The sequence below is a fragment of the Paraburkholderia sediminicola genome, from assembly GCF_046026855.1.
Lineage (GTDB): Bacteria > Pseudomonadota > Gammaproteobacteria > Burkholderiales > Burkholderiaceae > Paraburkholderia > Paraburkholderia sediminicola_A.
In genome coordinates, this window is the sequence record NZ_JAQQET010000006.1 from 1 (window position 1) to 25,753 (window position 25,753).

At 61.6% G+C, this 25,753-nt stretch carries 21 protein-coding genes; 12 read left to right on the forward strand and 9 right to left on the reverse strand.

Annotation, left to right across the window (positions count from 1 at the left end; all coding sequences use genetic code 11):
* Positions 1-525: 525 nt before the first annotated feature.
* Entirely contained in the window at positions 526-2,166 is a 1,641-nt protein-coding gene (locus PQR40_RS08120) for a methyl-accepting chemotaxis protein (protein WP_408239675.1), read from the reverse strand.
* Positions 2,167-2,470: 304 nt separating this feature from the next.
* Here PQR40_RS08120 and PQR40_RS08125 point away from each other — a divergent pair, with 304 nt between their 5' ends.
* Entirely contained in the window at positions 2,471-3,271 is an 801-nt protein-coding gene (locus PQR40_RS08125) for a bestrophin-like domain (RefSeq protein WP_408239672.1), read from the forward strand.
* Positions 3,272-3,354: 83 nt separating this feature from the next.
* Here PQR40_RS08125 and PQR40_RS08130 read toward each other — a convergent pair whose 3' ends face one another.
* Positions 3,355-3,897: a single-stranded DNA-binding protein gene (locus PQR40_RS08130; protein ID WP_408508748.1), complete on the reverse strand. Its 543-nt coding sequence runs from the start codon at positions 3,895-3,897 to the stop codon at positions 3,355-3,357.
* A gap of 203 nt (positions 3,898-4,100) precedes the next feature.
* Positions 4,101-5,291, reverse strand: a complete 1,191-nt coding sequence (locus PQR40_RS08135) for an MFS transporter (RefSeq protein WP_408239666.1) — start codon at positions 5,289-5,291, stop codon at positions 4,101-4,103.
* Between the two features lie 354 nt (positions 5,292-5,645).
* Here PQR40_RS08135 and uvrA point away from each other — a divergent pair, with 354 nt between their 5' ends.
* Entirely contained in the window at positions 5,646-8,519 is a 2,874-nt protein-coding gene (uvrA, locus tag PQR40_RS08140) for an excinuclease ABC subunit UvrA (RefSeq protein ID WP_408239663.1), read from the forward strand.
* Positions 8,520-8,553: 34 nt separating this feature from the next.
* Positions 8,554-9,639 carry an AI-2E family transporter gene (locus tag PQR40_RS08145; protein WP_408239660.1) on the forward strand — a complete coding sequence of 362 codons (1,086 nt, stop codon included), beginning with the start codon at positions 8,554-8,556 and terminating at the stop codon, positions 9,637-9,639.
* A 78-nt stretch (positions 9,640-9,717) separates the two neighbouring features.
* Here the strand turns inward: PQR40_RS08145 and PQR40_RS08150 are convergent, their stop codons facing one another.
* A complete protein-coding gene (locus PQR40_RS08150; RefSeq protein WP_408508749.1) occupies positions 9,718-11,886 on the reverse strand; it encodes a TonB-dependent siderophore receptor in 2,169 nt (722 codons plus the stop codon).
* Between the two features lie 325 nt (positions 11,887-12,211).
* Between PQR40_RS08150 and PQR40_RS08155 the strand changes: the two genes are divergently transcribed.
* Positions 12,212-13,447: a PepSY-associated TM helix domain-containing protein gene (locus PQR40_RS08155; RefSeq protein ID WP_408508750.1), complete on the forward strand. Its 1,236-nt coding sequence runs from the start codon at positions 12,212-12,214 to the stop codon at positions 13,445-13,447.
* A 101-nt stretch (positions 13,448-13,548) separates the two neighbouring features.
* Here the strand turns inward: PQR40_RS08155 and purU are convergent, their stop codons facing one another.
* From purU to PQR40_RS08180, 5 genes are all read right to left on the reverse strand, one after another.
* Complete coding sequence (gene purU / locus PQR40_RS08160; protein WP_408508751.1) at positions 13,549-14,418, reverse strand: formyltetrahydrofolate deformylase; 870 nt, start codon at positions 14,416-14,418, stop codon at positions 13,549-13,551.
* Between the two features lie 110 nt (positions 14,419-14,528).
* Complete coding sequence (locus tag PQR40_RS08165) at positions 14,529-15,377, reverse strand: NUDIX hydrolase (RefSeq protein WP_408239648.1); 849 nt, start codon at positions 15,375-15,377, stop codon at positions 14,529-14,531.
* 67 nt (positions 15,378-15,444) lie between these two features.
* Positions 15,445-16,059 (reverse strand): LysE family translocator, encoded by a 615-nt coding sequence (locus PQR40_RS08170; RefSeq protein WP_408404139.1) that lies wholly within the window; start codon positions 16,057-16,059, stop codon positions 15,445-15,447.
* A 45-nt stretch (positions 16,060-16,104) separates the two neighbouring features.
* Positions 16,105-16,671, reverse strand: a complete 567-nt coding sequence (locus PQR40_RS08175; RefSeq protein ID WP_325047558.1) for an adenine phosphoribosyltransferase — start codon at positions 16,669-16,671, stop codon at positions 16,105-16,107.
* Positions 16,672-16,803: 132 nt separating this feature from the next.
* Positions 16,804-18,807, reverse strand: a complete 2,004-nt coding sequence (locus tag PQR40_RS08180; protein WP_408239746.1) for a monovalent cation:proton antiporter family protein — start codon at positions 18,805-18,807, stop codon at positions 16,804-16,806.
* A 149-nt stretch (positions 18,808-18,956) separates the two neighbouring features.
* Between PQR40_RS08180 and kdsD the strand changes: the two genes are divergently transcribed.
* The 8 genes from kdsD to PQR40_RS08220 all read left to right on the forward strand — a co-directional run bounded on the left by kdsD (position 18,957) and on the right by PQR40_RS08220 (position 25,614).
* Positions 18,957-19,940 carry an arabinose 5-phosphate isomerase KdsD gene (kdsD, locus tag PQR40_RS08185; RefSeq protein WP_408239639.1) on the forward strand — a complete coding sequence of 328 codons (984 nt, stop codon included), beginning with the start codon at positions 18,957-18,959 and terminating at the stop codon, positions 19,938-19,940.
* Entirely contained in the window at positions 19,940-20,500 is a 561-nt protein-coding gene (locus PQR40_RS08190) for a KdsC family phosphatase (protein ID WP_408388204.1), read from the forward strand. The genes kdsD and PQR40_RS08190 overlap by 1 nt, the downstream gene beginning before the upstream one ends.
* Positions 20,497-21,105, forward strand: a complete 609-nt coding sequence (gene lptC / locus PQR40_RS08195) for an LPS export ABC transporter periplasmic protein LptC (protein ID WP_325047561.1) — start codon at positions 20,497-20,499, stop codon at positions 21,103-21,105. Before PQR40_RS08190 ends, lptC begins: the two co-directional genes overlap by 4 nt.
* A 20-nt stretch (positions 21,106-21,125) precedes the next feature.
* On the forward strand, positions 21,126-21,797 hold the full coding sequence (gene lptA / locus PQR40_RS08200) for a lipopolysaccharide transport periplasmic protein LptA (protein WP_408239633.1): 672 nt from the start codon (positions 21,126-21,128) through the stop codon (positions 21,795-21,797).
* Positions 21,794-22,579 carry an LPS export ABC transporter ATP-binding protein gene (lptB, locus tag PQR40_RS08205; protein ID WP_074285507.1) on the forward strand — a complete coding sequence of 262 codons (786 nt, stop codon included), beginning with the start codon at positions 21,794-21,796 and terminating at the stop codon, positions 22,577-22,579. The genes lptA and lptB overlap by 4 nt, the downstream gene beginning before the upstream one ends.
* A 186-nt stretch (positions 22,580-22,765) precedes the next feature.
* Positions 22,766-24,283: an RNA polymerase factor sigma-54 gene (locus tag PQR40_RS08210; protein WP_408239630.1), complete on the forward strand. Its 1,518-nt coding sequence runs from the start codon at positions 22,766-22,768 to the stop codon at positions 24,281-24,283.
* A 170-nt stretch (positions 24,284-24,453) separates the two neighbouring features.
* Complete coding sequence (hpf, locus tag PQR40_RS08215; RefSeq protein WP_168792503.1) at positions 24,454-24,810, forward strand: ribosome hibernation-promoting factor, HPF/YfiA family; 357 nt, start codon at positions 24,454-24,456, stop codon at positions 24,808-24,810.
* Between the two features lie 288 nt (positions 24,811-25,098).
* Positions 25,099-25,614, forward strand: a complete 516-nt coding sequence (locus tag PQR40_RS08220) for a PTS sugar transporter subunit IIA (protein ID WP_408214054.1) — start codon at positions 25,099-25,101, stop codon at positions 25,612-25,614.
* Positions 25,615-25,753 lie beyond the last annotated feature (139 nt).

Consider the following 25,753-nt stretch of genomic DNA (forward strand, 5'->3'; position numbering starts at 1 on the left):
CCCGCCAGCTCATAAGCGGGTCCCTCGTACAGTCGCGGTAGTGGTGCATCTGGAATCTGTGTTCCCGCGCATTCGGCGTGAGTGACAAGGGCGTCATACTTCCGGCGGCGCTGCGCGCGCCGAAACGCACTTCTTAAAACCGATTGCTGTGTTTTCGCACTCGTGCTCCCTTCGGCATTTCGCCGAGGCAAAGCCGATGGCTCCCACCGTACCCAAGCGGAGCCCATGTTTCCTGATGAACCCTTCCGGCGAGCGCGTAGTGCGAGGCGGGAAGTATGACTGCCTTGTCACAGGGCTGAATGTGCGGGAGCACGGATTCCAGATGCACCACTACCGCAACTGCGCGGGGGACCCGCTTAAGAATTAGCGGTTTGAGCCGCTTTCTCTTGCTTACTTCTCTTTGCGGCAGCAAAGAGAAGTAAGTGCCCGCCCCGCACAGGGGCGACGCTAATCAACCAATAACAATTCAAGGAAAGGCCAAGCCGTAGGCAAACAGACAAAACCCGCCGCGCAAGCAGAAAAACATCAAACCGTGACAGGCCCACCCAAGTCACCCATCGCAGGCACAGCCGCAAATCCACCCCGCCGAACGGCAGAAGAAGAAACCCCATTCCCCGTCTGAAACACAGCCACCGCCGAAGTCAACCTGCGAGCCTGCTCCTCCAGCGAACTAGCCGCAGCAGCAGCCTGCTCAACCAGCGCAGCATTCTGTTGAGTCACCTCGTCCATCTGCGCAACAGCCAGGTTCACCTGATCAATCCCGGTACTCTGCTCGATCGCCGCCGCCGCAATCTCACCCATAATCGAACTCACGCGGGAAATCGCCTCGACAATCTCGGTCATCGTCGAGCCCGAGCGTTCGACCAGTTGCGAGCCAGCCTGCACCCGCGCCGTCGAAGCATCGATCAACCCTTTGATCTCCTTGGCCGCCGCCGCGCTTCGCTGCGCCAACGACCGCACTTCGCTCGCCACCACCGCGAACCCACGCCCCTGCTCGCCCGCGCGCGCCGCTTCGACCGCAGCATTGAGCGCCAGAATATTGGTCTGGAAAGCAATGCCCTCGATCACGCCGACAATGTCAGCAATCCGCCGTGAATCGTCGACGATGCCATGCATCGTGCCCACCACCTGCTCGGTCAAATCACCGCCCTGCGCAGCAAGACTCGATGCACCCTGCGCCAGCGAGCTCGCCTGCTTCGCGTTGTCTGCCGTCTGCTTGACCGTCGAGGTCAGCTCTTCGATGCTGGCCGCCGTTTCTTCAAGCGATGCGGCCTGCTCTTCGGTACGTTGCGACAGATCGGTATTGCCCGCCGCGATCTCGCTCACGCCGGTATCGATGGATTCCGTGCCGTGACGCACGGCATTCACCGTCTCGATCAACGAGTTCTGCATCTTGCGCAATGCGTCAGCCAGGCGGCCCATTTCGTTATTGCTCGTCACGTCGATCTGGCTAGTCAGATCGCCATTGGCTATCCGCTGAAACTGCGCAATGGTCGCATTGACCGGGTTGACAATTGCCCGCACCATGACCGCCCGCCCGATCAAGGAGCCCAGCAGCGAGAGCGCCATACCGATCGCCACCGCAACGCAGATCGCGTAGAACAGATCCTGCGCATCCTGATAGCGCTGGGCACCGTGATCGAGTTGCAATTGCTCGAGCGTGAGCATGGCCTTTTCGTACGCGCTGTAGAGCGAAGGCAGTTTGTGCGCCTGCAACTGTTCGAATGCGGTCTTGTCTCCGGACTTGAGCGCAGCCAGTGCCGGATCAATGCCCTCGTGCAGGAAGGTGTCGCGCTTGTCCTGCATGTCCTTGATCAGGCGCTGTTCGTCAGCATCCGTGCTCGCACGGCTCACATAGTGGGCAAGACGGTCGTTCGATGATTTCTGGTACTGATCAAAGCGCTTGAGTACCGCGTTCGCGCCGTCCTGATCGTTCAGATCGACCAACGATGCGTAGGTCGCCAAAGCCAGACGCAGACGCAGCAGTTGTCCGGCACTCCCTTCGAGGTCGGCGACTGCGGGCGTATCCACGGTGTACATCTGCTGGAGCGACGCGTTGCTCGAACGCAACGACAACAGTCCGGCGGCGGCGCCGAACAGCAGCACGGCGCCGAAGAACATGATCATCAGGGTAAGGCTGGTTCGAATCGACAGATTTTTCAGCATCGGGCTTGTCTCCATTGGGCTGCCTGACCGACTGTTCAAAAAATTAGCCTCGGCCACGCGTGCTGCGCCCAAGCCCATCGGCCAGGTCCGCAACCCTTGTTTAAAAATTAAGCGAACGCCACACAGATGGTCTACGGCGGGATTACAGAAAACTTTATGGTTGATGGCGCATACGTTTGCGATACATCAACATACGAGACGAAGTCAGCGACCACTCGCGCAAGTACATTTGCGGGACTACCCGGGTCGTCGGCGGGCGGCGGTTGGTAGAAAGTGACGAAGCACGCGTCTCCGGAGCATTTCTATGTCAGAAATAGGCTCGGCTCTGCTGGTTTTCGCCTTATTGCTTGTTGGGACGGGCCTGGGCGTGTGGGTGCGGCCGTTGCTGCCTGAAGAGCACAAGGCGCACGAAACCGTGCAACTCATCCAACTGGTTATGGGCATGCTTGTGACGTTTGCCGCTTTGGTGCTCGGGTTGATGACGGCATCCGCGAAATCCAGTTTCGATACCGAATCGAACGATTTACGTACCTTTGCGGCTGACCTGATCGAGTTCGACACGACCTTGCGGGAATACGGCGGCGATACCAATGAGGCCCGGCACCTGCTGCGCGTGTACACGGCGGCGGCGATTGCGTCGACTTGGCCTGGCGAATTCGCTCCAGCCGGTGATTATCCGAGGGACATCGGGTCGCAGGACAACTCGCAGAAGCTGGAGAACGTGCGACTCGGCGATATGCTGACTGCGGTAGGCAGGCAGTTGCGGCAATTGCAGGCGCACGATCCGTTACAACAGCGCGCGCTCGATGACGCGTTGACGCAATATCGGCGGACTGTGGATGCTCGATGGAAAATCATCGAGGAAGCGCACAGTTCAATTTCCCAGCCGTTCTTCATGACACTGACGTTCTGGTTGTGCGTGATTTTTCTCAGCTTTGGATTGATCGCGCCGCGCAACGCGTTGGCGTTGGTCACCATTTCGCTTGGGGCAGTGTCGATTGCTTCTGCGATCTATGTGATCGTCGACCTGGATACGCCGTTTACCGGGCCGATTGTCATTTCCAGTGTGCCGATGAGAGATGCGCTGGAGCACCTCAGGCGGTGATGGTTTTTTGCCTTTGGGTGCTGAAGGCAAAAAAACCCCGCTCGAAAGCGGGGTTCTGGGTACTAACTCGGCGATAGCCGGGGTTAGAACGGAATATCGTCGTCCATCTCATCGAAGCCACCGCCGGCCGGCGCGCTCGGGCGGCTCGAACCACCACCAGCGCCACCACCGCTGCCGCCACGCGAGGCGCCGCCGCCCGAAACCGCACGACCGCCGCCACCACCGCCGCCGCTACGCTCCGACGGTTCGCCGCGGCTGTAACCACCTTCGTCGCCACCGCCCATCGCGCCGCCACGGCCACCCAGCATTTGCATCTGCTCGGCGACGATTTCGGTCGAGTAACGGTCGGTGCCGTCCTGAGCCTGCCACTTGCGGGTGCGGATGCGCCCTTCCAGGTACACGGACGAGCCCTTCTTCAGATATTCCGACACGATTTCCGCAAGTCGGCCGAAGAACGACACTCGGTGCCATTCGGTTGCTTCCTTCATTTCGCCGGACGTTTTGTCCTTGTACCGATCCGTCGTCGCAAGGCGGATGTTCGCCACTGCGTCGCCGCTCGGAAGATAACGGACTTCCGGATCGGCTCCGAGATTGCCGACGAGAATGACCTTGTTCACGGATGCCATGAGTTTCTCCTGTTAATTCCGTTGCGGGCGGCGCAGCAATGCGCGATTCACGTCTCAAGCCAGCGGGCCGGAGACCGGAACTGCGCCTCAGCCCGCCGCCGGGTGAGTTCTGTCAAGAAAGCGCCTGGCCGCCCCAGGTTTTCCGCACCGAAGGAAGTCCCCCTCGGGGGACCTGGTGCGAAGTGCCAGGGTTGGGGGCGCTGTTACGCCTTCCTGCGCGGCGGCTGTTTCATATTTGCCGCGATTATAAGCCAGCAAAACACCAGCCCCGAGCAAGTGAAAAAGACCGCGCTCTGGCCGTCCACCTTGAGCAGCCAGCCGCCAACCACGCCGCCCAGCGCAAGACCGATCGACTGGGTGGTGTTGTACACGCCGGCCGCCGCGCCCTTGCGGGTGCCCGGCGCCAGTTTCGACACCAGCGAAGGCTGCGACGCTTCAAGAATATTGAAGCCCAGAAAGTAGACAAAGAGGATCGCCGCCACACTCAGAATCGTATGCGGTGCGACGCCCAACAACAACTGTCCGATCAGGATAAGACCGATCGCCGACAGCAGCACGATTTTCATTTTTCCGCGCTTTTCCGCGGCGATGATCGCCGGGACCATCATCACGAACGAGAGGCCCATCACCGGCAAATACACCTTCCAGTGCGACGCGACCGGCAGGCCGCCGGCTTCGAGAATGCGCGGCACGACAAGGAACAATGCGGTCTGCGTCGCGTGCAGCACGAGCACGCCGAAGTTCAGGCGCAGCAGTTCGACGTTATGCAGCACCTCGGCGAACGGCGCGCGCACGTGCACAGGCTTGGGTGCATCGGGTACGACCCACAGCACCAGGCCGACCGCCAGAATCGAGAAGATACCGACCAGTGTGAACAGGCCGCTCATGCCGACCCACTGGAACACGATCGGCGCACCGACAATCGCCACTGCGAACGAAATGCCGATACTGCCGCCGACCATCGCCATCGCCTTGGTGCGATGCTCTTCAGAGGTAAGGTCGGCAATAAACGCGATCACCGCGGACGACACCGCGCCCATGCCCTGAATCACCCGGCCCACAATGATCCACGTCATGTCGTGCGCGCCTGCCGCGACGAAACTGCCTAGCGCGAAGATCAGGAGGCCGGTCGCAATGACCGGTTTGCGGCCGATCTTGTCGGAGACCCAGCCATAGAAGATGTACAGCATCGACTGCGTCACGCCGTACGCACCGAGCGCGATCCCCACCAGCAGCACGTTGTCGCCGCCGGGGATGGTCTTCGCGTAGATCGAGAACACCGGCATGATCATGAAGAGACCGAGCATGCGCAACGCGAAGATAGCGGCAAGCGACACGGTCGCGCGCATTTCAGGCGCGCTCATGCGTGAGGATGTAGCGGACGGATTGGACATCGGGAGCGTTCTTTGAATGATCGGGGCGGCACACCGCGGGCGGACCTTCCCCGCAGGACGGCCACACCCAGGCGGCTTACCACGGGACGGCAGGACGGCGGCAAGCATGCGACGCGGCATTCGGGCCAGCGGCCTTGCTGCACACGGCCCGCACGCCTCGCGGCGCCTTGTACTCGCGGAAAACGGCCCCAGTTAGACCTCTTCCCCACGGCGCTGGACTGCTGCCTTACAGCTTGCCTTGATGCCCGTTCAGGCTGTCAGGAAGCCGTAACAGCGGTCTTGAAAAGTCGTTATAGTAGCAGGTTTAGCCTCCTCCTCTTTCCGCCAGCTAATGGCCAGGTGATGGAATAACGCGTGGAACAAATCCGTATCCGTGGGGCTCGCACCCACAACCTGAAGAACGTCAATCTCGACCTCCCACGTCACAAGCTCGTCGTGATTACGGGCCTGTCCGGCTCGGGTAAATCGTCGCTGGCGTTCGACACGCTCTATGCGGAAGGACAGCGGCGCTACGTCGAAAGTCTCTCCGCTTACGCCCGCCAGTTCCTGCAATTGATGGAGAAGCCGGACGTCGATCTGATTGAAGGCCTGTCGCCGGCGATCTCGATCGAACAGAAAGCGACCTCGCACAATCCGCGTTCCACGGTCGGCACTGTCACCGAAATTCACGATTATCTGCGGCTGCTGTTCGCACGGGTCGGCACGCCGTACTGTCCGGACCACGAAATTCCGCTGGAAGCGCAAAGCGTCTCGCAGATGGTCGACGCGGCGCTCGCTTTGCCGGAAGAAACCAGGCTAATGATCCTCGCGCCAGTGGTGGCGAACCGCAAAGGCGAGCACGTCGAACTGTTCGAGGAAATGCAGGCACAGGGCTTCATCCGTTTCCGGGTGCGCTCAGGTGGCGGCACGGCCAACGAAGGCGTCGCGAAGATCTATGACGTCGACTCGCTGCCGAAGCTCAAGAAAAACGACAAGCACACGATCGACGTCGTCGTCGACCGGCTGAAAGTGCGCCCCGATATGAAGCAGCGCCTCGCCGAATCGTTCGAAACGGCACTGCGTCTCGCCGACGGCCGCGCGATTGCGCTGGAAATGGATACCGACAAGGAGAAGCTGTTCAGCTCGAAGTTCGCCTGCCCGATCTGCTCATATTCGCTGCAGGAGCTCGAGCCGCGCCTCTTCTCGTTCAACAACCCGATGGGCGCGTGCCCGGAATGCGACGGCCTCGGCCAGATCACCTTCTTCGATCCGAAGCGGGTGGTGGCGCATCCGTCGCTGTCGCTGGCGGCAGGCGCGGTGAAGGGCTGGGACCGGCGTAACCAGTTCTACTTCCAGATGCTGCAAAGTCTTGCGGCATTCTACGAGTTCGACATCGACACAGCCGTCGAAGATCTGCCGGAGAAAGTCCGCAAGATTCTGCTGTTCGGTTCGGGCAAGCAGGAAATTCCGTTCTCGTACATCAATGAACGCGGCCGCACTTCCGTGCGCGAGCATGTGTTCGAGGGGATCATCCCGAATCTGGAGCGGCGTTACCGCGAGACCGATTCGGTCGCGGTGCGCGAAGAGCTCGCGAAGTATCAGAACAACCAGTCTTGCCCCGCTTGCGCCGGCACGCGGCTGCGCCGGGAAGCGCGCTTCGTGCGGATCGGCACGGACAGCGACGCGCGCGGCATCTTCGAAATCAGCGGCTGGCCGTTGCGCGATGCGCTTGGCTATTTCCAGACGCTGCGGCTCGAAGGCTCGAAGCGTGAGATCGCCGACAAGGTCGTCAAGGAAATCGTCGCGCGCCTCATGTTCCTGAATAACGTCGGCCTCGACTACCTGTCGCTCGAGCGCAGCGCGGAAACGCTGTCGGGCGGCGAGGCGCAGCGGATTCGCCTCGCATCGCAGATCGGCTCCGGTTTGACCGGCGTGATGTACGTACTGGACGAACCATCGATCGGTCTGCATCAGCGCGACAACGACCGGCTGATCGCCACGCTCAAGCATCTGCGCGACCTGGGCAACTCGGTGATCGTCGTCGAACACGACGAAGACATGATCCGCATGGCCGACTACGTGGTCGACATGGGCCCCGGCGCAGGCGAGCACGGCGGCATGGTGATCGCCGAAGGCACGCCCAAGCAGGTGGAGGCGAACGCGGCGTCAATGACCGGGCAGTACATGTCCGGCGCCCGCAACATCGAATTCCCGGACGAGCGCAAGGCGCCGGACGAACGCCGTCTGCGCATCGTCGAGGCGTACGGCAATAATCTGCAGCATGTCTCGCTCGATCTGCCGGTCGGCCTGCTGACCTGCGTGACCGGCGTATCCGGTTCGGGCAAGTCCACGCTGATCAATGACACGCTGTACCACGCGGTCGCGCATCACCTGTATGGCTCGTCCGCTGAGCCGGCGCCGTACGAATCGATCGAAGGTCTGGAGCACTTCGACAAGGTCATCAACGTCGACCAGTCGCCGATCGGCCGCACGCCGCGCTCGAATCCCGCCACCTACACGGGCCTGTTTACGCCGATCCGCGAACTGTTCGCGGGCGTGCCTGCGTCGAAGGAACGCGGCTACGAAGCCGGCCGCTTCTCGTTCAACGTGAAGGGTGGCCGCTGCGAATCCTGCCAGGGCGACGGCGTGCTGAAGGTGGAAATGCACTTTTTGCCGGACGTGTACGTTCCCTGCGACGTCTGCCACGGCAAGCGCTACAACCGCGAAACGCTGGACGTCCAATACAAAGGCAAGAACATCAGCGAAGTGCTCGACATGACGGTGGAGAACGCCTACCAGTTCTTCAAGCCGGTACCGGTCGTCGCGCGCAAGCTGAAAACCTTGCTGGACGTGGGTCTGGGCTATATCCGGCTGGGCCAGTCGGCCACTACGCTGTCGGGCGGCGAGGCGCAGCGGGTCAAACTATCTTTGGAACTGAGCAAGCGCGACACCGGTCGCACTCTATACATTCTGGACGAGCCGACCACCGGTCTGCACTTTCACGACATCGCATTGCTGCTGGAAGTCATTCATCGTTTGCGAGACCAGGGTAATACCGTCGTGATCATCGAGCATAATCTCGATGTAATAAAGACTGCCGACTGGGTGATCGATCTCGGTCCCGAAGGCGGAGCCGGCGGCGGTCAGATCATCGCGCAAGGCACGCCGGAGCAGGTTGCCAAGTCGAAGGCAAGTTTTACCGGTAAGTATCTGGCGCCTCTGCTGAAACGCATTGCCAGCAAAAAGTAACGCTGCACAACACGGGTTGGAGACGGAATAAGCCATGGCCAAGCGGAATCAGGCGCGCGACGACGGGCAAGTGCAGGACCTACGCCCACGCCCGGTCAGGCTGACTAGCGACATGAGCCTGCCGAGACTGTCGGCGGTCGAAATCGGCAGTTACGTGCTGATGCTGTTCGGAATGTGGGCGGTCATCGAACTGAAGCTGCTCGGTGCCTTGCTGGCCGGGCTGCTGGTGTTCCAACTGGTGCACACCATCGCGCCGCGCATCGAGCGGCACATGTCGAGTCAGCGCGCGCGCTGGCTCGCGGTGGTGATCCTGTCGGTGGTGATAGTCGGCGCGCTGACAGGGCTGACGCTCGGCATCATCGAACATTTCGAGAACGACGTGCCGAGCGTGCAGAAGCTGCTCGACCAGGCAATGCAGCTGATCGACCAGGCGCGCGGCCGGATTCCGCAATTCGTCGCGAACTATCTGCCGGTCGATACCGAGCAGATGAAGGCGAAGGCGGCCGAACTGATGCAGACGCACGCGAACATGCTGCAGCAAAGCGGCAAGACCGCGGCGCGCGGCTTCACGCACATCCTGATCGGCATGATCATCGGCGCGATCATCGCGGTCGGGGCGCAGAAGCATATGCAACGGCTGCCGCTGTCCACGGCGTTCGTCACGCGCGTGACCCGTTTCGCCGATGCCTTCCGCCGCATCGTATTCGCGCAGGTCAAGATCTCGGCGATCAATGCGGTCTTTACCGGCATCTTCCTGCTGGTGATCCTGCCGATCTTTCACGACACGCTGCCGCTCTCCAAAACGCTGGTGCTGGTGACGTTTATCGTTGGGTTGCTGCCGGTGATCGGCAATCTGATCTCGAACACGATCATCGTCGCGGTGGCGCTCTCGGTGAGCTTTCCGGCGGCGATCATGTCGCTGGTATTCCTGATCCTGATTCACAAGCTGGAGTACTTCCTGAACGCGCGCATCGTCGGTGGTCAGATCGAGGCGCGCGCCTGGGAATTGCTGATCGCGATGCTCGTGATGGAAGCCGCGTTCGGCATCCCCGGCGTGGTCGCGGCACCGATCTTCTATGCGTACATCAAGCGGGAATTGATTTATCTGCGGCTGGTGTAAGGGACAACGGCCCACGCCCCGAAAAACGTGGGATTAGTCAGCAGTCTGAAGCGGCACCTGGTGCCGCTTTTTTTATGCTCAGAAGTCGATGCGCGCGTTCAGTGACAGCGTGCGTGGATCGCCCGGCGTCACGTAGTCCGCGTACTGATACTCCCAGTAACGGCGATTGAGCAGGTTGTCGATCGCCGCGCGGAACGTCACGTCGTAACCGCCTATGCGCGTGGCGTAACTCGCACCGAGGTTGACCAGCATGTAGCCCGGCGCGTTGAGATTGGCCGTGGGGCGCACGTTGGTATTGCCCGTGAACTTCGCGTCGGCACCGATGCGCAACCCCGGCACATACGGCACCGAGTACGTCGCATGGCCCGCTACGACGAACTGCGGCGCACCGGCCACGCGGTTGCCGTTGTTGGCCGCGCCCTTCTCGTATTGGGTGTTGATCCACATGAGGTCGCCGCCGACATTCCAGCTCGCGCCCAGACGTACGTCGCCGCCAAGTTCCACGCCCTGAAAGATCGACTCGCCGTCCTGCGTGAAGACGTTCGCACTGTTCGCATACGCCGAGCCGCGTTCGATCCGGAACAGCGCGGCCGTCGCGCTCCAGCGCGCATGCTCGCTCTTGATCCCCACTTCGTACTGCTTGCTGCGCAACGGCTTGAGCAATTCGCCCCGGTTCGCGTACGTGTCGCCCACCACGGTGCCCGCTTCCAGCGATTCGACGTAACTGGTGTACAGCGTGGTGGTCGGCGCCAGCTTGAACATCAGTGCGACGGCCGGCGTCACGACACCATTCTGGCTGTATGTCGACGTGGTCGCACCGGTGGTCGAGTAGCCGTGCTGTTCGTAGTTCGTGTAACGCACCCCGCCGAGTACCGACCAGCGCTGCGTCAGCTGGATCGTATCGCTCGCGAACAAGGCCTTTTGCGTGATGTCGCTGTCGCGATAGGTGGTGTAGTTGGGCGCACCGTCGAAGGTATTGGTGTTCGGCAGGTAGAGGTTGCCGGTGCCGATCTGACCGAAGAAACTGTTCGCGCCGTAGTCGTTGGTTTGCCGTTGATAAGCCGCGCCGAACACGAGCTGATGCTCGAACGGCCCGGTTTTGACGTTGCCTTGCGCCGACACCTGCCACAAGCTCAACTGGTGCCCCTCCTTGCCGGCGAAACGGCTATCCGTGTAATCGCCGGCGCCGTTCTGCAGATAGTACGTACTCTCGTTGCGATCGCGCGAGCTTTTGCTGTAGCTGTAGTTTGCGTTGACTGTCCAGTCCTGGCCGAGGTTGTATTGCACGCCTGCGGTGTAGAGCTGAACGTTCGTGTTCAGATGCTGGTCGGGACCGGAGAGATCGCCCGTCCCACCGCTTAAGGTGCGTGGAAGGCTCGTGCCGGTGTATTGCGCCGTCGAGATCGCCCCAGTGATGCCACTCGAATGACGCTCCTGATACAACGCGCCAAAAGTGGCCTTGAGGTCGCGGGTGATGCGGGCGTCGAGCGCCAGCGACACTGCATCGCGCCGCACATTACCTTCGTTATAGGTCTTGCCTTCTTCGTGCGTCGCATTCAGGCGGTAGCCGAACATGCCGTTCGGGCCGACACGTCCACCGAGATCCGCGTGCTCGGCCCACACACCATCGGTCTGATAGCCGATGTCGACGCTGCGCACCGGCGTGGCCGACACCGGCGGTTTTTTCGTCACGTAGTTGACCACGCCGCCCGGCGCGCCGAAGCCGTACATAAAGCCGGTCAGTCCCTTCAGCAGTTCTACTTTTTCGAGCTGCTCGTACGGCATCGTGATGCCATAGCTGTTGAAGGGCATGCCGTCGATCTTGAAGCCCGACTGCCAGTCGAGTTGCATGCCGCGCACTGTCACGTAGGTGGCCCATGCGTTGTAGGCGTTGCCGTTGTCGGATACGGAAGCGTCCGTGGCGAACACGGCGCCGAGTTTGGACGGCTGACGATCCTGCAATTCTTCGCTGGTGACCACGGTGGTGGAAAACGGCGTGTCGAGTTGTGAGCGCGCGCCGAGGGCCCCGCTGCTGACGTCTTCCCTCAGATGCTGTTCCGTGTCTTGCGCCGCCGTGACCTTGACCGTCGGCAGTGCTTTTTCGCTTGCGTCCGACACCGCCTGTGTCGTGGACGCCTGTTGCGCCCAAGCCCCGTGACTTGCTACAAATGCCAGACACGCAGCCATGTGGAATGGCCGCACCGACAGCCGTTTCTTCGGCTGTTTTACCCCGCTATTTACGCTCATCGCTAATCTCGATTTTTCTTAAACCCATCAAATGAGAATAATTCCCATTCACACAGGGTGCGATGATGCCGAAAAATTTATGCTAACTGTAAGCTTTGAGCTGCGACATTTTGCCGCATGCATCACATCTACCATGGCTCAAAGCCATACCAGATAGGAATCCGCTGGGTGCACGCAGACAGGTTGCCTCAGCGGCACCGCGTCGCACTTACGAGAAACTTGCAGCCGATGGCACGATTCCATAAGATGAGAACAATTCCCATTTGCACTACGTCTTTGCCGTGACATCCCGTCAGAATTCCCGCCGCCTTTCGCCGGCCTGCCGATGAGGCAGCAACTCGTTCGCCTGCACCGCTGGTTCGGTGTCGCCATTGCGTTGTTTCTGTTCGTCGCCGGCTTGACCGGCGCGATCATCGCGTGGGATCACGAACTCGATGCAGCGCTAAATCCGTCATTCTTCAAAGCGCGCACCGCCGGCCCCGCACTGTCGGGGCTCGAGTTGGCACGCCGCGTCGAAGCGGCTGATCCGCGCCTGCAAGTGACATATCTGCCGCTCTCGGCTGAACCCAGCCACACGTTGCAGATGATGGTGCTGCCGCGCATCAACCCCGCGACGCAGCAGCCCTACCCGCTCGACTTCAACCAGATCGCCGTCGATCCCGCCACCGGCGATGTCCAGGGGCGGCGCGAATGGGGCGCCGTTTCGCTCGCGCGGCTCAATCTGATTCCGTTCATCTACAAGCTGCACTACACGCTGCAATTGCCATTCACCGGCGGTGTCGATATCGGCACCTGGCTGATGGGCATCGTCGGGATCGTGTGGCTGTTCGATAGCATGATCGCGCTGTGGCTGTCGTTTCCGAGCTTCAAGGCATGGCGCAAGTCGTTTGCGTTTCGCCTGGGGCGCGGCGGCTATACGCTCACCTTCGATCTGCACCGCTCGGGCGGCGTGTGGATCTGGGGCTTGCTGGTGATCGTCGCGCTGACGTCGGTATCGATGAATCTCTCAGCGCCGGTCGTTCGGCCAATCGTGTCGCTGTTCTCGACGCTCACGCCCAATCCAGTCAACAACCCCGAAATCCTGCGCGCGCCGCGGCCCGGCGACCAGGTAGTGAGTCGCGAGCGCATCGTGCAATTAGCAGAGCAAACCGGTAAAGCGCAGAACCTGAAGGTGCCGCCGGGCGGCCTCTACTACGCGGAGTACCTGCACGCCTACGGTGTCGGCTTCTACGCAACCGGCAACGATCATGGCGATATCGGCCTCGGCAATCCCTGGATGTATTGGGACGCGGCCACCGGCAAGCTGCTCGGCGCGCAGATTCCCGGCAAGGGCACGGCGGGCGACATCTTCATGCAGGTGCAATTCCCGCTGCACTCGGGACGCATCCTCGGTCTCGGTGGACGGATTCTGATTAGTGCGATGGGGATTGCGGTCGCCGTGCTGAGCGCAACGGGACTGCTGATCTGGCTGAAGAAACTGAATGCGCGCCGCCGTTCGGCGCAAAACGCGCGGCTCGCACAGAACGCACGGGATGCGGGCGGGTCCGCCATGCGGTTCTGATCTGACGAGAGCACGCCAGACAGGCAGAGCCGAAGCAGGCTTGCAGCGGGGTCATGCGGCGGCGATTTGCCCGCCCCCACTGCAAAGCGCATCAACTACCCTTAACGAAACACCACCGTCTTGCTGCCGTTCAACACGACACGATGCTCAACGTGCCACTTCACCGCGCGCGCGAGCGTTACGCATTCGACGTCACGGCCGATCGCCGTCAGTTGCTCCGGCGTCATGCTGTGGTCGACACGCTCCACTTCCTGCTCGATGATCGGACCTTCGTCGAGGTCCGTCGTCACGTAGTGCGCGGTTGCGCCGATCAGTTTCACGCCGCGGTCGAACGCCTGGTAATAAGGCTTTGCGCCCTTGAAGCTCGGCAGGAACGAGTGGTGGATATTGATTGCGCGGCCGGCCAGGGATTCGCACAACTGCGGCGACAGAATCTGCATGTAGCGCGCGAGCACCACCAGATCGGCTTGATGCTCTTCGATTACTTCGAGCACACGTGCTTCCTGCGCAGCCTTCGCTTCCGACGTGGCGCCCATCAGCGGGAAGTGATTGAACGGAATGTCGTAGCTGGCTGCGAGCTGATAGAACTCCTTGTGGTTCGAGATGATCGCCGGAATCTCAATACCCAATTGACCGGTGCGATAGCGGAACAGCAGGTCGTTCAGGCAATGGCCGATCTTCGACACCATTATGACGACGCGCGGCTTCACCGACGCATCGTGCAATTCCCAGCGCATCCCGAACTGCTCAGCGAGCGTTGTGAACGAGGTACGCAATGCGTCCAGGCCCGGATCGCCGCCTACCTGCTGGAAATGCACGCGCATGAAGAACTCGCCGGTGCGGCTGTCGCCGAACTGCGCGGAGTCGAGAATATTGCTGCCACGCTCGAACAGAAAGCCCGAAACCGCGTGGACGATGCCGGGCCGGTCGGCGCACGACAGTTTGAGGATAAAGCTGTGATCGGTCGACATGACCTGGATGACTCCCTTCTTCAGTGCGTAGTTTGTTCGGTGTGTCCTGCCCGATGCAGCGTGCTACGGCATGACCCGGTTCGCTCGTCGCACCCGCGCCTCACTAGCGCTTATGCAAGCACCGGCGGCGCGAACAGCGTCTCGATGCCCGGACACGCGTCTTCGTCGATCCAGCGCCGGCGCAGCAGGCAATCCAGCGTAGCGAGACTCGCATCTACGGTCATCGCGCCTTCTTCAATCCAGCGCGCCACTTCGTCGATGCGCGCAAGCCGATGTTCACCCACTTCGCCGTCCTGATTGCGCGGCACGAAATCGGCCGGCAGCGCGAGATCGTAGATAAAAATCTGTTCGGCCTGCGTGCCTTCCGGCAACGATTGCAGCACGTGCGCGGTGCGGCCGGCCGTGGCGCGCGCGGCGATCTCCTCGGGAATGCCGGCTTCCTCCCAGCACTCCTTGATGATCGTCGCCTCGATGCCGAAGCCCCAGCCGATCCCGCCTGCCACGACATTGTCGAGCATGCCCGGGTCGGTCGCCTTGGTGTCGCTGCGGCGCGCAATCCACAATTGCGGGGCGCCATCCGCATATTCTACGACGCCGTTCAGATGCACCGCGTAGGTCATCGTCCCGAAGAAGCGCGACGCCGCGCGTTCGATGTACGCGAGCGGAGGTGCATCGAACGCATTGCGGATCGCGTAGGTCTCGTTGCGCCAACCGGGAATACGGCCCTCGGCGGCAAGCGCACCGATCACGGAACCGAGCGCCGCACTGCGCAGTTCGACGGTGTTCAACACGGTCGTGAGCGACACGCGCGTGCCATCGATTTCAAACACATCGGGCCAGCGCGCGAGCAACGGCACATCGGCTGAGCGAATCCAGCCGACCTGCTCGGCGTCGATCCAGAACGGCCGATGCGCGTGAACGTCGAAACGGCGCGCAGCGGTGATGCAAGGCAAAGTCATTTAAAGCTCCAAACTGGTCTTCAACCGCGCGCGGTTGTTGTCCGTCGGGTCAATCGGGTCAACCGCCTCAATCCCGCAAGGCGACGCGAATCCCAATCGCGATGAACGTCGCGCCGGCGAGTCGATCGAGCCACACGCCCACGCGCGGCCGGCGCTTCAGCCAGCCGCCAATCAATCCCGCGCACACCCCGAACAGCGAAAACACCACCACGGTCTGCAACATGAACAACACGCCGAGTTCGAGCATTTGCACCGTGACGCTTTGCGTGCCGTGCGGCTGCACGAATTGAGGCAGGAACACGACGAAGAACAGCGTCACCTTCGGATTCAGCAGATTGCCGAGAACGCTCTGACGAAACACCGCCATCAACGGTTGCGGCGCGCGTTCGTGCGCGGTGGCGAGGCCCTGGCTGCGCAGCGCCTTGATGCCGATCCAGATCAGATACGCGGCGCCGGCCAGCTTGATCACTTCAAACGCGACCGGCGACGAACGCAGCAATGCAGCCACGCCAAGCGCGGCCAACGTGGTGTGGAACGTGATGCCGGCCGCAAAGCCAAGCGCCGCGACGAGGCCCGCCGCGCGGCCTTGCGAGATGCCGCGCGCGAGCACTTGCAGATTGTCGGGGCCGGGCGCCATCGTGATAGCGATCGAAGTCGCGAGAAACAACAGGAAGTTGGGCATCTTTCTTACCTTCGTTGTGTGCGGGAAAAAGTTCGCATCCGGCGCTCAATGGCCGCCGAATTCAGTCACCGTATAGAGCGGCAAGCCCGCTTTGCGCAGCAGGGCCGAGCCGCCGAGTTCAGGCAGGTCGATAATTGCCGCACCTTCGACCACCACCGCGCCGAGCCGCTCGAGCAGAATTTTGCCGGCCATCATCGTGCCGCCGGTGGCGATCAGATCGTCGATGATCACGACGCGATCCCCCGGTTTGCAGGCATCCTCGTGGATCTCGACGGTCGCAGTGCCATATTCGAGCTCGTAGGATTGCGCGACACGCTTGTACGGCAGCTTGCCCTGCTTACGGATCGGGATAAAGCCGAGGTTCAGCTCATAAGCCAGAATCGGCCCGATGATAAAACCGCGCGCATCCAGCCCGGCGACGTAGTCGAGCTTCGCATCGATATAGCGCTGGACGAACAGGTCGATCAGTACGCGCAGCGACTTCGGTTCCTGCAGGAGCGGCGTGATGTCGCGAAACTGCACGCCCGGTTGCGGCCAGTCGGGCACCGTACGGATGTGGCTTTTGATGTAGTCGGCCGCATCGAGCGGCGCGCTCGTGAGCGCGTTGGACATGATGTCTCCGGATGGACCTCGACAGGTCCGATGAAAGGCTAAATCAGGCGCGGCCACACCGAATGCGCCGGGGCCGGGGCCGGCGCCGCGCCGCCCGGCCTGCCACACCGGCCGGCAGCGCCACGGCACGCATCACGCCGCAGCGGCTCCCGCACGGCGATGCTTGGAAAGCCGCTCTTCGGCTTCGGCCAACTGTTCGGGCAAACCGCGCAACACCACGATGTCGCTCGCGCGCAGCTTGGTAGACGGGTCCGGCTCGACGCCGCGAATCCCGTGGCGTCGAATGGCCGTCACCTCGACGCCCAGATCGAACAGGCCCAGATCCGCCAGCGTTCGGCCCACCGCGTCCGAGTTTTCGTCGACCGGCACCGATTGTAGCCGCACCTGTTCGTGGCCGTCGTCGTCTTCCATGTCATCCGCGCCGTGGAAATAGCCGCGCAGCAGTGCGTAGCGCTCGTCGCGCATTTCCTCGACTCGCCGCACCACACGCCGCATCGGCACGCCCATCAGCACCAGCGTATGTGAAGCCAGCATCAGGCTGCCCTCGACGATTTCAGGAATCACCTCGGTCGCGCCGGCGGCCAGCAGCTTTTCCAGATCGGCGTCGTCGACGGTACGAACGATCACCGGCAGCGTGGGCTCCAGTTCGTGAATATTGTGTAGCACGCGTAAAGCCGACGGCGTATTCGCGTAGGTAATCGCAATCGCCGCTGCGCGATGGATACCGGCGGCAAGCAGCGATTCGCGCCGCCCCGCATCGCCGAACACGACCGACTCACCCGCCGCCGCCGCGGCCTGCACGCGATCGGGGTCCAGGTCCAATGCGACGTACGACAAACCTTCATGCTCCAGCATGCGCGCCAGATTCTGACCGGCACGGCCATAACCGCAAATGATCACGTGGCCGCTCTGCTTCAGGCTCTGCGTCGCAATGCGCGTCATCTGCAAGGACTGCATCATCCATTCAGTCGACGACAGCCGCAGCACGATTCGATCCGCGTTCTGGATCATGAACGGCGCGGCCAGCATCGACAGCAGCATCGCCGCGAGAATCGCCTGCAACAGGGTGGCGTCGACGAGGTGCTTATCGAGAATCAGGTTCAGCAACACAAATCCGAACTCGCCGGCTTGCGCGAGACCGATACCGGTGCGCATCGCGACGCCCGGCGACGCACCGAACAGACGCGAAAGCCCCGTCACCATCACCGCCTTCAGCAGGATCGGGCCGACCAGGAAGCCGAGCACGATAAACGGGTGTTCCCAGATCACGCGCGGATTCAGCAGCATGCCAGTCGTGACGAAGAAGAGACCCAGCAGCACGTCGCGAAACGGCTTGATGTCCTCTTCCACCTGATGCCGGTAAGGCGTTTCAGCGATCAGCATGCCGGCGATGAACGCACCGAGCGCGAGCGACAGGCCGAATTTGTCCGTGATGAACGCCGCGCCGAGCGTCACCAGCAGCAGATTGAGAATGAACAGTTCCTGCGAGCGGCGCCGCGCCACCACGTTGAACCAGCGCGTCATGAAGCGCTGACCCACTATTAACAATAAGGCCAACGCCACAACGATCTTGATCGCGGCCACGCCGAGCGAGCTGACGAGATCTTTCGAATCACCGCCCAGCGCGGCGATGACGATCAACAACGGCACCACCGCCAGATCCTGGAACAGCAGCACGCCAAAAATGTTGCGGCCGTGCTCGGTTTCGATCTCGAGCCGCTCGGCCAGCATCTTGCTGACGATCGCCGTCGACGACATGGCGAGCGCGCCGCCCAGCGCCACGCTGGCTTGCCACGTGATGTGCACCCAGCGCTCAAGCACAAAACCGAGCGTGACCGCGACGACAATCGTACCGATCACCTGTAACAGCCCGAGGCCGAACACGAGCCGGCGCATGGAGCGCAATTTGGAGAGCGAAAACTCCAGCCCGATGGAAAACATCAGGAACACGACGCCAAACTCGGCGAGGTTCTGCGCGCCCGCCGAGTCGGGAATCAAACCGAACGCGTGCGGCCCGACGACGATGCCGACCGTCAGATAGCCGAGCATCGGTGGAAGATTCAGAAAGCGAAAGAGCACCACGCCTGCCACTGAAGCCAGTAGCAGGAATAGCGTCATTTCCAGCGGGGAAATCATCGGCAAAAACGCATCGGTAAAGCGTCCTCGTTCGTCAGCGGAACCGCGCACGCAAAAGGCCGTGCGACAAGGTTAAGGAGCCGGTTAAGGCAGCGGCTTGGCACAGCAGGCCCGGCGCGGCGAACAAGCGCCTTTGCTATACTCCGCGAATGATAGCGAAAATCAATGGCGACCGGGCACTCGCGCTCGCTCGTGACGTGCTCGACATCGAAGCGGACGCTGTACGCGCGCTTCGCGACCAACTCGACGATGGCTTCGTCGGGGCGATCGACTTCATCCTGGGCTGCCGTGGGCGCGTCGTCGTTTCCGGCATCGGCAAATCCGGCCACGTGGCCCGCAAGCTCGCGGCCACGCTCGCCAGCACCGGCACACCAGCGTTCTTCGTTCACCCGGCGGAAGCCAGTCATGGCGACCTCGGCATGGTCACGGCAGACGACGTGTTCCTCGCCCTGTCCAATTCCGGTGAAACTGAAGAACTCGTGGCGATCCTGCCGCTCATCAAGCGGATCGGCGCGAAGCTGATTGCAATGACGGGGCGTCCGTCGTCGAGTCTCGCACAACTGGCCGACGTGCATCTGAATTCCGGCGTGTCGAAAGAAGCCTGTCCGATGAATCTTGCGCCGACCGCCAGCACCACCGCCGCGCTCGCGCTCGGCGATGCGCTCGCGGTCGCGGTGCTGGACGCGCGCGGTTTTGGGCGGGACGACTTCGCCCGCTCGCATCCGGGTGGCGCGCTGGGCCGCCGCCTGCTCACTTATGTTCGCGACGTGATGCGCACCGGCGACCAGGTGCCGAAGGTAACGCCTGACGCGACCGTGCGCGACGCGCTGTTCCAGTTGACCGCCAAGCGCATGGGCATGACGGCGATCGTCGATCACAACGATCACGTGGCCGGCATTTTCACCGACGGCGACTTGCGCCGCGTGCTCGAACGCGACGGCGATTTCCGCGAACTCTCGATTGCCTCGGTCATGACCGCCGGCCCGCGTACCATCGGTCCGGATCACCTTGCTGTTGAAGCCGTGGAACTGATGGAGCGCCACCGCATCAATCAGATGCTGGTCGTCGACGAAGCAGGCAAGCTGATCGGCGCACTCAACATGCACGACCTGTTCTCGAAGAAGGTGATCTGATGGCCGTCGCCCCCCTTACCGCCACTGAACGCGCAAGCCGCGTCAAGCTGATGATTTTCGACGTCGACGGCGTGCTGACCGACGGCGGCCTGCTGTTCACGGCGGAAGGCGACACGATGAAAGCGTTCAACTCGATGGACGGCCACGGCATGAAGTTGCTGCGCCAGGCCGGCATCGAAACGGCGATCATCACCGGGCGCAAGTCGGGCATCGTCGCGGCGCGGGTCAAGGAAATGAACATCGCCCACGTCTACCAGGGCGTGCAAGACAAACCCCAGGCGTTCGCCGACCTGCTGAAGCAAACCGGCTTGACGGCCGAGGAATGCGGCTATATGGGCGACGACTGGGTCGATCTCGGCGTGATGCTGAAGGTCGGCTTCGCAGCGGCGCCGGCCAACTCGCATCCTGAAGTGATCGCGCGCGCCCACTGGGTCAGCGAGGCGCGCGGCGGCCATGGCGCGGCGCGTGAAGTCTGCGACACCCTGCTGCGCGCGCAGCACAAATATGAAGCGCTGCTCGCGGCAGCCTGTAGTGGCGAACAGCGAGGCCTCGTCGGATGAATCAGTTTCGCTGGACCTCGCTGATTCCGCTCGTCGCGATGGCGGCGCTCGCCGGCATTACGTGGTGGCTGCTGCAAGCCACGTTGCCGCGGCAGAACGAAGGCGTGGTGCGCCCCAAGGAGCACACGCCCGACTACTTCGCGGACAACTTCTCGGTCTCCGAACTCGATCAGTCGGGCTCGACACAATACCGCCTGACCGCCCAGTCCCTGATCCATTACGAGGACGACGAACTGAGCGACCTGGTCAAGCCGGCCATGCGCGCGTTCCAGCCCGGCAAGCCGATCGTCACCGCGACTGGCGACACCGGCAAGGTGAACGGCGACGCCTCGATCGTCGATCTGTACGACAATGCGCGCATCCTGCGGGCCGCCGGCAACGGCGATCCGCCGATGCAAGCGGATTCGCAGCATTTTAGGGTGCTGGTCAACGACGATGTGATCGAGACTGAAAAGCCGGTTAAACTTCAGCGCGGCATGTCTGTAATGACTGCCAGCGGCATGAACTACAACAACGTCACCCGGGTAATGCAGCTGTTCGGCAATGTGAAGGGCGCGATTGCCGCGTCCGAAGGCTCCGCCAGCTCGCCCAAGCAACCCGGGTAATCCATTCCAGGCGTGACTGCATGAACGAATCGTTCCCCCGTTTTGATACCGGCCGCTCGCGCACCCTGTCCGCGTGCCGCGCCGGACTCGCTGCGCTAATCGTCGCGCTGCCGCTCGCCGGCTTCGCGCCGCTTGCGCACGCCGACCGCGCCGACAAGGACAAGCCGCTGAACATCGAAGCGGACAACATGACTTACGACGACCTGAAACAGGTCAACATCTTCACCGGCCACGTGGTCGCCACCAAAGGCACGATCGTGATCAAGGCCGATCGGGTCGAAGTGACGCAAGACCCGCAAGGCTATCAATACGCCACCGGGACGTCGAGCGGCGGCAATCTGTCGTATTTCCGCCAGAAACGCGAAGGCCTCGACGAATACATCGAAGGCACGGCAATTCGTATCGACTACGACGGCAAGCAGGATCTGACCACGCTCACCACCAACGCCACCGTAAAGCGCCTGCAAGGCCTCTCGACAGTAATGGACCAGGTGCACGGCAGCGTTATCACGTATGACGGAGAGAACGACTTCTACACCGCGAAGGCAGGCAAGGACGTCGCCGGCCCGGGCAACCCGACCGGCCGCGTGCGCGCGATGCTGGCACCGCGCAACGGCGGCGCTGCGCCGCTGAACGGCGCGTCGGCTACGCTGGCGCCGTCCACCACGATCCAGGGAGCACCGAACCAGTGAGTTCCTCCGCGTCCCTCCCCAATCGCAAACCGGCCGGCACCAGCAGTTCGCTAGTGGTCCGCAACCTGAAGAAGCGTTACGGCTCGCGCACGGTCGTCAAAGACGTCTCGCTCGACGTGAAAAGCGGCGAAGTGGTCGGCCTGCTCGGCCCGAACGGCGCAGGCAAAACCACGTCGTTCTATATGATCGTCGGCCTCGTGCCCCTCGATGCGGGTGAAATCGATCTGGACGGCAAATCGATCAGCTTGCTGCCGATTCACAAGCGCGCGTCGCTGGGCCTGTCGTATCTGCCGCAGGAAGCTTCCGTGTTCCGCAAGCTCAGCGTCGAAGAAAATATTCGCGCGGTGCTGGAATTGCAGCATGAGGACAACGGCAAGCGGCTCAGCAAAGACACCATCACGAGCCGCACCGAGGCGTTGCTCGACGAACTGCAGATCGCTCACCTGCGTGAAAATCCGGCGCTGTCGCTGTCAGGCGGCGAGCGGCGACGGGTTGAAATTGCACGTGCGCTGGCCACCAATCCGAGCTTCATTCTGCTCGACGAACCGTTCGCGGGCGTCGATCCGATCGCGGTGCTGGAAATCCAGAAGATCGTCAAATTTCTGAAGCAGCGCAATATCGGCGTGCTAATCACCGACCACAACGTGCGCGAAACCCTCGGCATCTGTGACCACGCCTACATCATCAGCGACGGCAGCGTGCTGGCCGCCGGTGCGCCGAGCGACATCATCGAAAACGAAAGCGTGCGGCGCGTCTATCTGGGCGAGCACTTCCGCATGTAAGTGCACAAGGGATTGCCGGCGGTGCGAGCGCGCACCCGCCGGACCCTTTGCGGCATCCGCACATCAGCATTTTTGACCTGGGCCGTCCCGCGCCCAGCGCCGCCGGAAAACGGGCGCACGCGTAATTGCGAATGTCGCAAGGTATCGCGGTCGTGGCAAACTCTCTACAATGAATCTCAACTTGCCATGAAAGCCAGCCTCCAACTCCGCCTATCGCAGCATCTTGCGCTGACCCCACAACTGCAGCAGTCCATCCGGCTGCTTCAGCTGTCTACGCTCGAACTGCAGCAGGAAGTCTCCATGGCGATCTCGCAGAATCCGCTCCTCGAGAATGAGGATGACTGGATCGCGAGTCCCCTGCGCGTGGCGGCCGACGGTTCGCTGATCGCCCAGTCGCCCAATTCCTCCCCACCGCCCGACCAGATGGGCGGCAATACCTCGTCTTCGTCCACCAGCAGCAGCGAGCGCGCCGAGAACGGCGAGCCTCAGGGTGTCGACGAATACAACGGCCTCTCGAACGACAGCAACGGCGACGCGTCGCAATGGGATCTCGGCGACTACGGCCGCTCCGGCAATGCTTCCGACGACGACGATCTGCCGCCGCTGCAAATTCACGAATCGAGCACCTCGCTGCGCGATCACCTGATGGCGCAACTTCGCGTCACTCAGGCGAGCCAGCGCGACCGTGCACTGATCACCTTTCTGATCGAATCACTCGACGACGACGGCTATCTCGCCGCCACACTCGACGAAGTGCTGACCGACCTGCCTGAAGAGCTCGAAGTCGATCTCGACGAAATGAATGCCGCGCTTGCGCTCCTGCATAGCTTCGACCCTGCGGGGGTCGGCGCGCGCTCCGCGTCGGAATGTCTCAAGCTGCAATTGCTGCGGCTCGAACGGACGCCCACGCGCACGCTGGCGCTCGACATTGTTGCCCATCATCTGGAACTGCTCGCGGCACGCGACTTCACGCGCCTGCGCAAGCATCTGAAAGCAAATGACGACGATTTGCGCGATGCGCACATCCTGATCCGCTCGCTCGAGCCGTTTCCCGGCGCCGCTTACGGCAAGGCGGAAGCGGACTACGTTGTGCCGGACATCATGGTGCGCAAAACGGCACAGGGATGGCAGGCCGAGCTGAACCCGGAAGTGGTGCCGAAACTGCGCATCAACCATTTGTACGCGAATATTCTGCGCAATAACCGTGGCGATCCGGGCAGCGGATCGTTGCGCCAGCAACTGCAGGAAGCACGCTGGCTGATCAAAAATATCCAGCAACGTTTCGAGACGATCCTCAGAGTTGCGCAAGCCATTGTCGAGCGTCAAAAGAGCTTTTTTGTGCACGGCGAAATTGCCATGCGCCCCTTGGTTTTGCGAGAAATTGCTGATACGCTGGGCCTACACGAGTCAACTGTCTCGCGTGTGACAACCGGTAAATACATGCTGACCCCATTCGGGACGCTTGAATTTAAGTACTTCTTCGGATCACACGTTTCGACTGACACGGGCGGCGCGGCCTCTTCCACGGCCATTCGCGCGCTCATCAAGCAATTGATAGGAGCGGAAAACCCGAAATCTCCTCTTTCAGACAGCCGCATAGCCGAACTGCTGGCGGAACAGGGCTTCGTGGTCGCACGGCGTACCGTTGCGAAGTATCGCGAAGCGCTCAAGATTCCGGCAGTCAACCTGCGCAAGTCTCTGTAGCCCGCCGCCTCCCGCGACGGGCATTTACCGGCCGCTCCGCAGTTGGCGGACAGGCCGGCCGATGCGACCTGCCAGAAGTCAGTCACCGGGGGGCGACTCAGGCAAGCCGACAGATCGACCGGACCTTCGTCATCGTGCGGACCAAGCGGCCTTTAGCTTGGAGAAGCACTATGAATCTGCAGATCAGTGGACACCACCTCGAAGTAACGCCTGCGTTGCGCGAATACGTGATCACCAAACTGGATAGGGTGCTAAGACATTTTGATCAGGTAATTGACGGCAGTGTGGTCCTCTCGGTCGACAACCACAAGGAAAAGGAAAAGCGTCAAAAGGTTGAAATCAACCTGCATCTCAAGGGCAAAGATATCTTTGTCGAGAGCTGTGACAGCGATCTCTACGCTGCGATCGATCTGATGATCGACAAGCTCGACCGGCAAGTGATACGCCACAAGGATCGCCTGCAAGGCCATGCGCACGATGCGATCAAGTACCAGCCGGCGCCGCAACTGGACGTGCCGCCGCAATAAGGGAAATTAGAAGGTTTTCTTTTATTTTCCTGCAGTTTCCCTTATCCAGCCAAACCGCCCGAGACCGGGCGGTTTTTTGTTTCCCGGCACCCTTCCCGCGCGCCAGCGCCGCATGGCTCATGATTCAAATAAACCCATAATGCATCGATGGCGCGCCGCACCATCAGCGGCTACCCTGTTCTATAATGTTCCGGTTACCATCGGGGTCAAGTTAGCTCAAACGGAGATCGGTTGGCCGGGGTCCTGCGCTTTCGGACTCCAACGCACGTCGCCGTGAGCATCAAACGAATGGAATCCCAATCAAACGCCCCAGCGAGGAGAATCCAGGCCACGTTTTCGCCTGTCAACATGAATCGTTTAGCCAAATTTCTTCCCCTCGAGAACGTCGTCGTCGGACTATCGGTCACCAGCAAGAAGCGCGTATTCGAGCAAGCGGGCCTGATCTTCGAGAACCAGAACGGCATCGCCCGTAGCACGGTCACTGACAATCTGTTCGCGCGTGAGCGCCTCGGATCGACGGGGCTCGGCGAAGGTGTCGCGATTCCGCACGGCCGGATCAAAGGCTTGAAGCAGCCGCTCGCCGCGTTCGTTCGCCTCGCCGAACCTATCCCCTTCGAATCGCCTGACGGCCAGCCGGTCTCCCTGCTGATCTTCCTGCTCGTGCCCGAGCAGGCCACCCAGCAGCACCTTGAAATCCTTTCGGAAATCGCCCAATTGCTGTCCGATCGCGAGGCCCGCGAGCGGCTGCACACGGAAGAAGACCGCGAATCGTTGCATCGCCTGCTCACTCAGTGGCAACCTTGATGCATCGGCGGTTATCCGCACGCCGCTTATCCGCATGCCCGGTACCCGTCCGCATGCGGATACCGCCTGGCAAAATAAACGGCCCACATTAGCGCGACCACCCCTTTGCCCGGCAAGCGGCCCACACTGGAGTCACTGA

Bases quoted from the DNA above. Each gene is read 5' to 3' on its own strand.
- PQR40_RS08190 (WP_408388204.1), top strand. From the start codon at position 19,940: ATGGCCGTCGCCCCCCTTACCGCCACTGAACGCGCAAGCCGCGTCAAG.
- PQR40_RS08210 (WP_408239630.1), top strand. From the start codon at position 22,766: ATGAAAGCCAGCCTCCAACTCCGCCTATCGCAGCATCTTGCGCTGACC.
- PQR40_RS08170 (WP_408404139.1), bottom strand. From the start codon at position 16,059: ATGCCCAACTTCCTGTTGTTTCTCGCGACTTCGATCGCTATCACGATG.
- PQR40_RS08120 (WP_408239675.1), bottom strand. From the start codon at position 2,166: ATGCTGAAAAATCTGTCGATTCGAACCAGCCTTACCCTGATGATCATG.
- PQR40_RS08130 (WP_408508748.1), bottom strand. From the start codon at position 3,897: ATGGCATCCGTGAACAAGGTCATTCTCGTCGGCAATCTCGGAGCCGAT.
- PQR40_RS08135 (WP_408239666.1), bottom strand. From the start codon at position 5,291: ATGTCCAATCCGTCCGCTACATCCTCACGCATGAGCGCGCCTGAAATG.
- PQR40_RS08155 (WP_408508750.1), top strand. From the start codon at position 12,212: ATGAGGCAGCAACTCGTTCGCCTGCACCGCTGGTTCGGTGTCGCCATT.
- PQR40_RS08150 (WP_408508749.1), bottom strand. From the start codon at position 11,886: ATGAGCGTAAATAGCGGGGTAAAACAGCCGAAGAAACGGCTGTCGGTG.
- PQR40_RS08125 (WP_408239672.1), top strand. From the start codon at position 2,471: ATGTCAGAAATAGGCTCGGCTCTGCTGGTTTTCGCCTTATTGCTTGTT.
- lptC (WP_325047561.1), top strand. From the start codon at position 20,497: ATGAATCAGTTTCGCTGGACCTCGCTGATTCCGCTCGTCGCGATGGCG.
- PQR40_RS08145 (WP_408239660.1), top strand. From the start codon at position 8,554: ATGGCCAAGCGGAATCAGGCGCGCGACGACGGGCAAGTGCAGGACCTA.
- PQR40_RS08180 (WP_408239746.1), bottom strand. From the start codon at position 18,807: ATGATTTCCCCGCTGGAAATGACGCTATTCCTGCTACTGGCTTCAGTG.
- lptA (WP_408239633.1), top strand. From the start codon at position 21,126: ATGAACGAATCGTTCCCCCGTTTTGATACCGGCCGCTCGCGCACCCTG.
- kdsD (WP_408239639.1), top strand. From the start codon at position 18,957: ATGATAGCGAAAATCAATGGCGACCGGGCACTCGCGCTCGCTCGTGAC.
- PQR40_RS08175 (WP_325047558.1), bottom strand. From the start codon at position 16,671: ATGTCCAACGCGCTCACGAGCGCGCCGCTCGATGCGGCCGACTACATC.
- PQR40_RS08220 (WP_408214054.1), top strand. From the start codon at position 25,099: ATGGAATCCCAATCAAACGCCCCAGCGAGGAGAATCCAGGCCACGTTT.
- hpf (WP_168792503.1), top strand. From the start codon at position 24,454: ATGAATCTGCAGATCAGTGGACACCACCTCGAAGTAACGCCTGCGTTG.
- purU (WP_408508751.1), bottom strand. From the start codon at position 14,418: ATGTCGACCGATCACAGCTTTATCCTCAAACTGTCGTGCGCCGACCGG.
- PQR40_RS08165 (WP_408239648.1), bottom strand. From the start codon at position 15,377: ATGACTTTGCCTTGCATCACCGCTGCGCGCCGTTTCGACGTTCACGCG.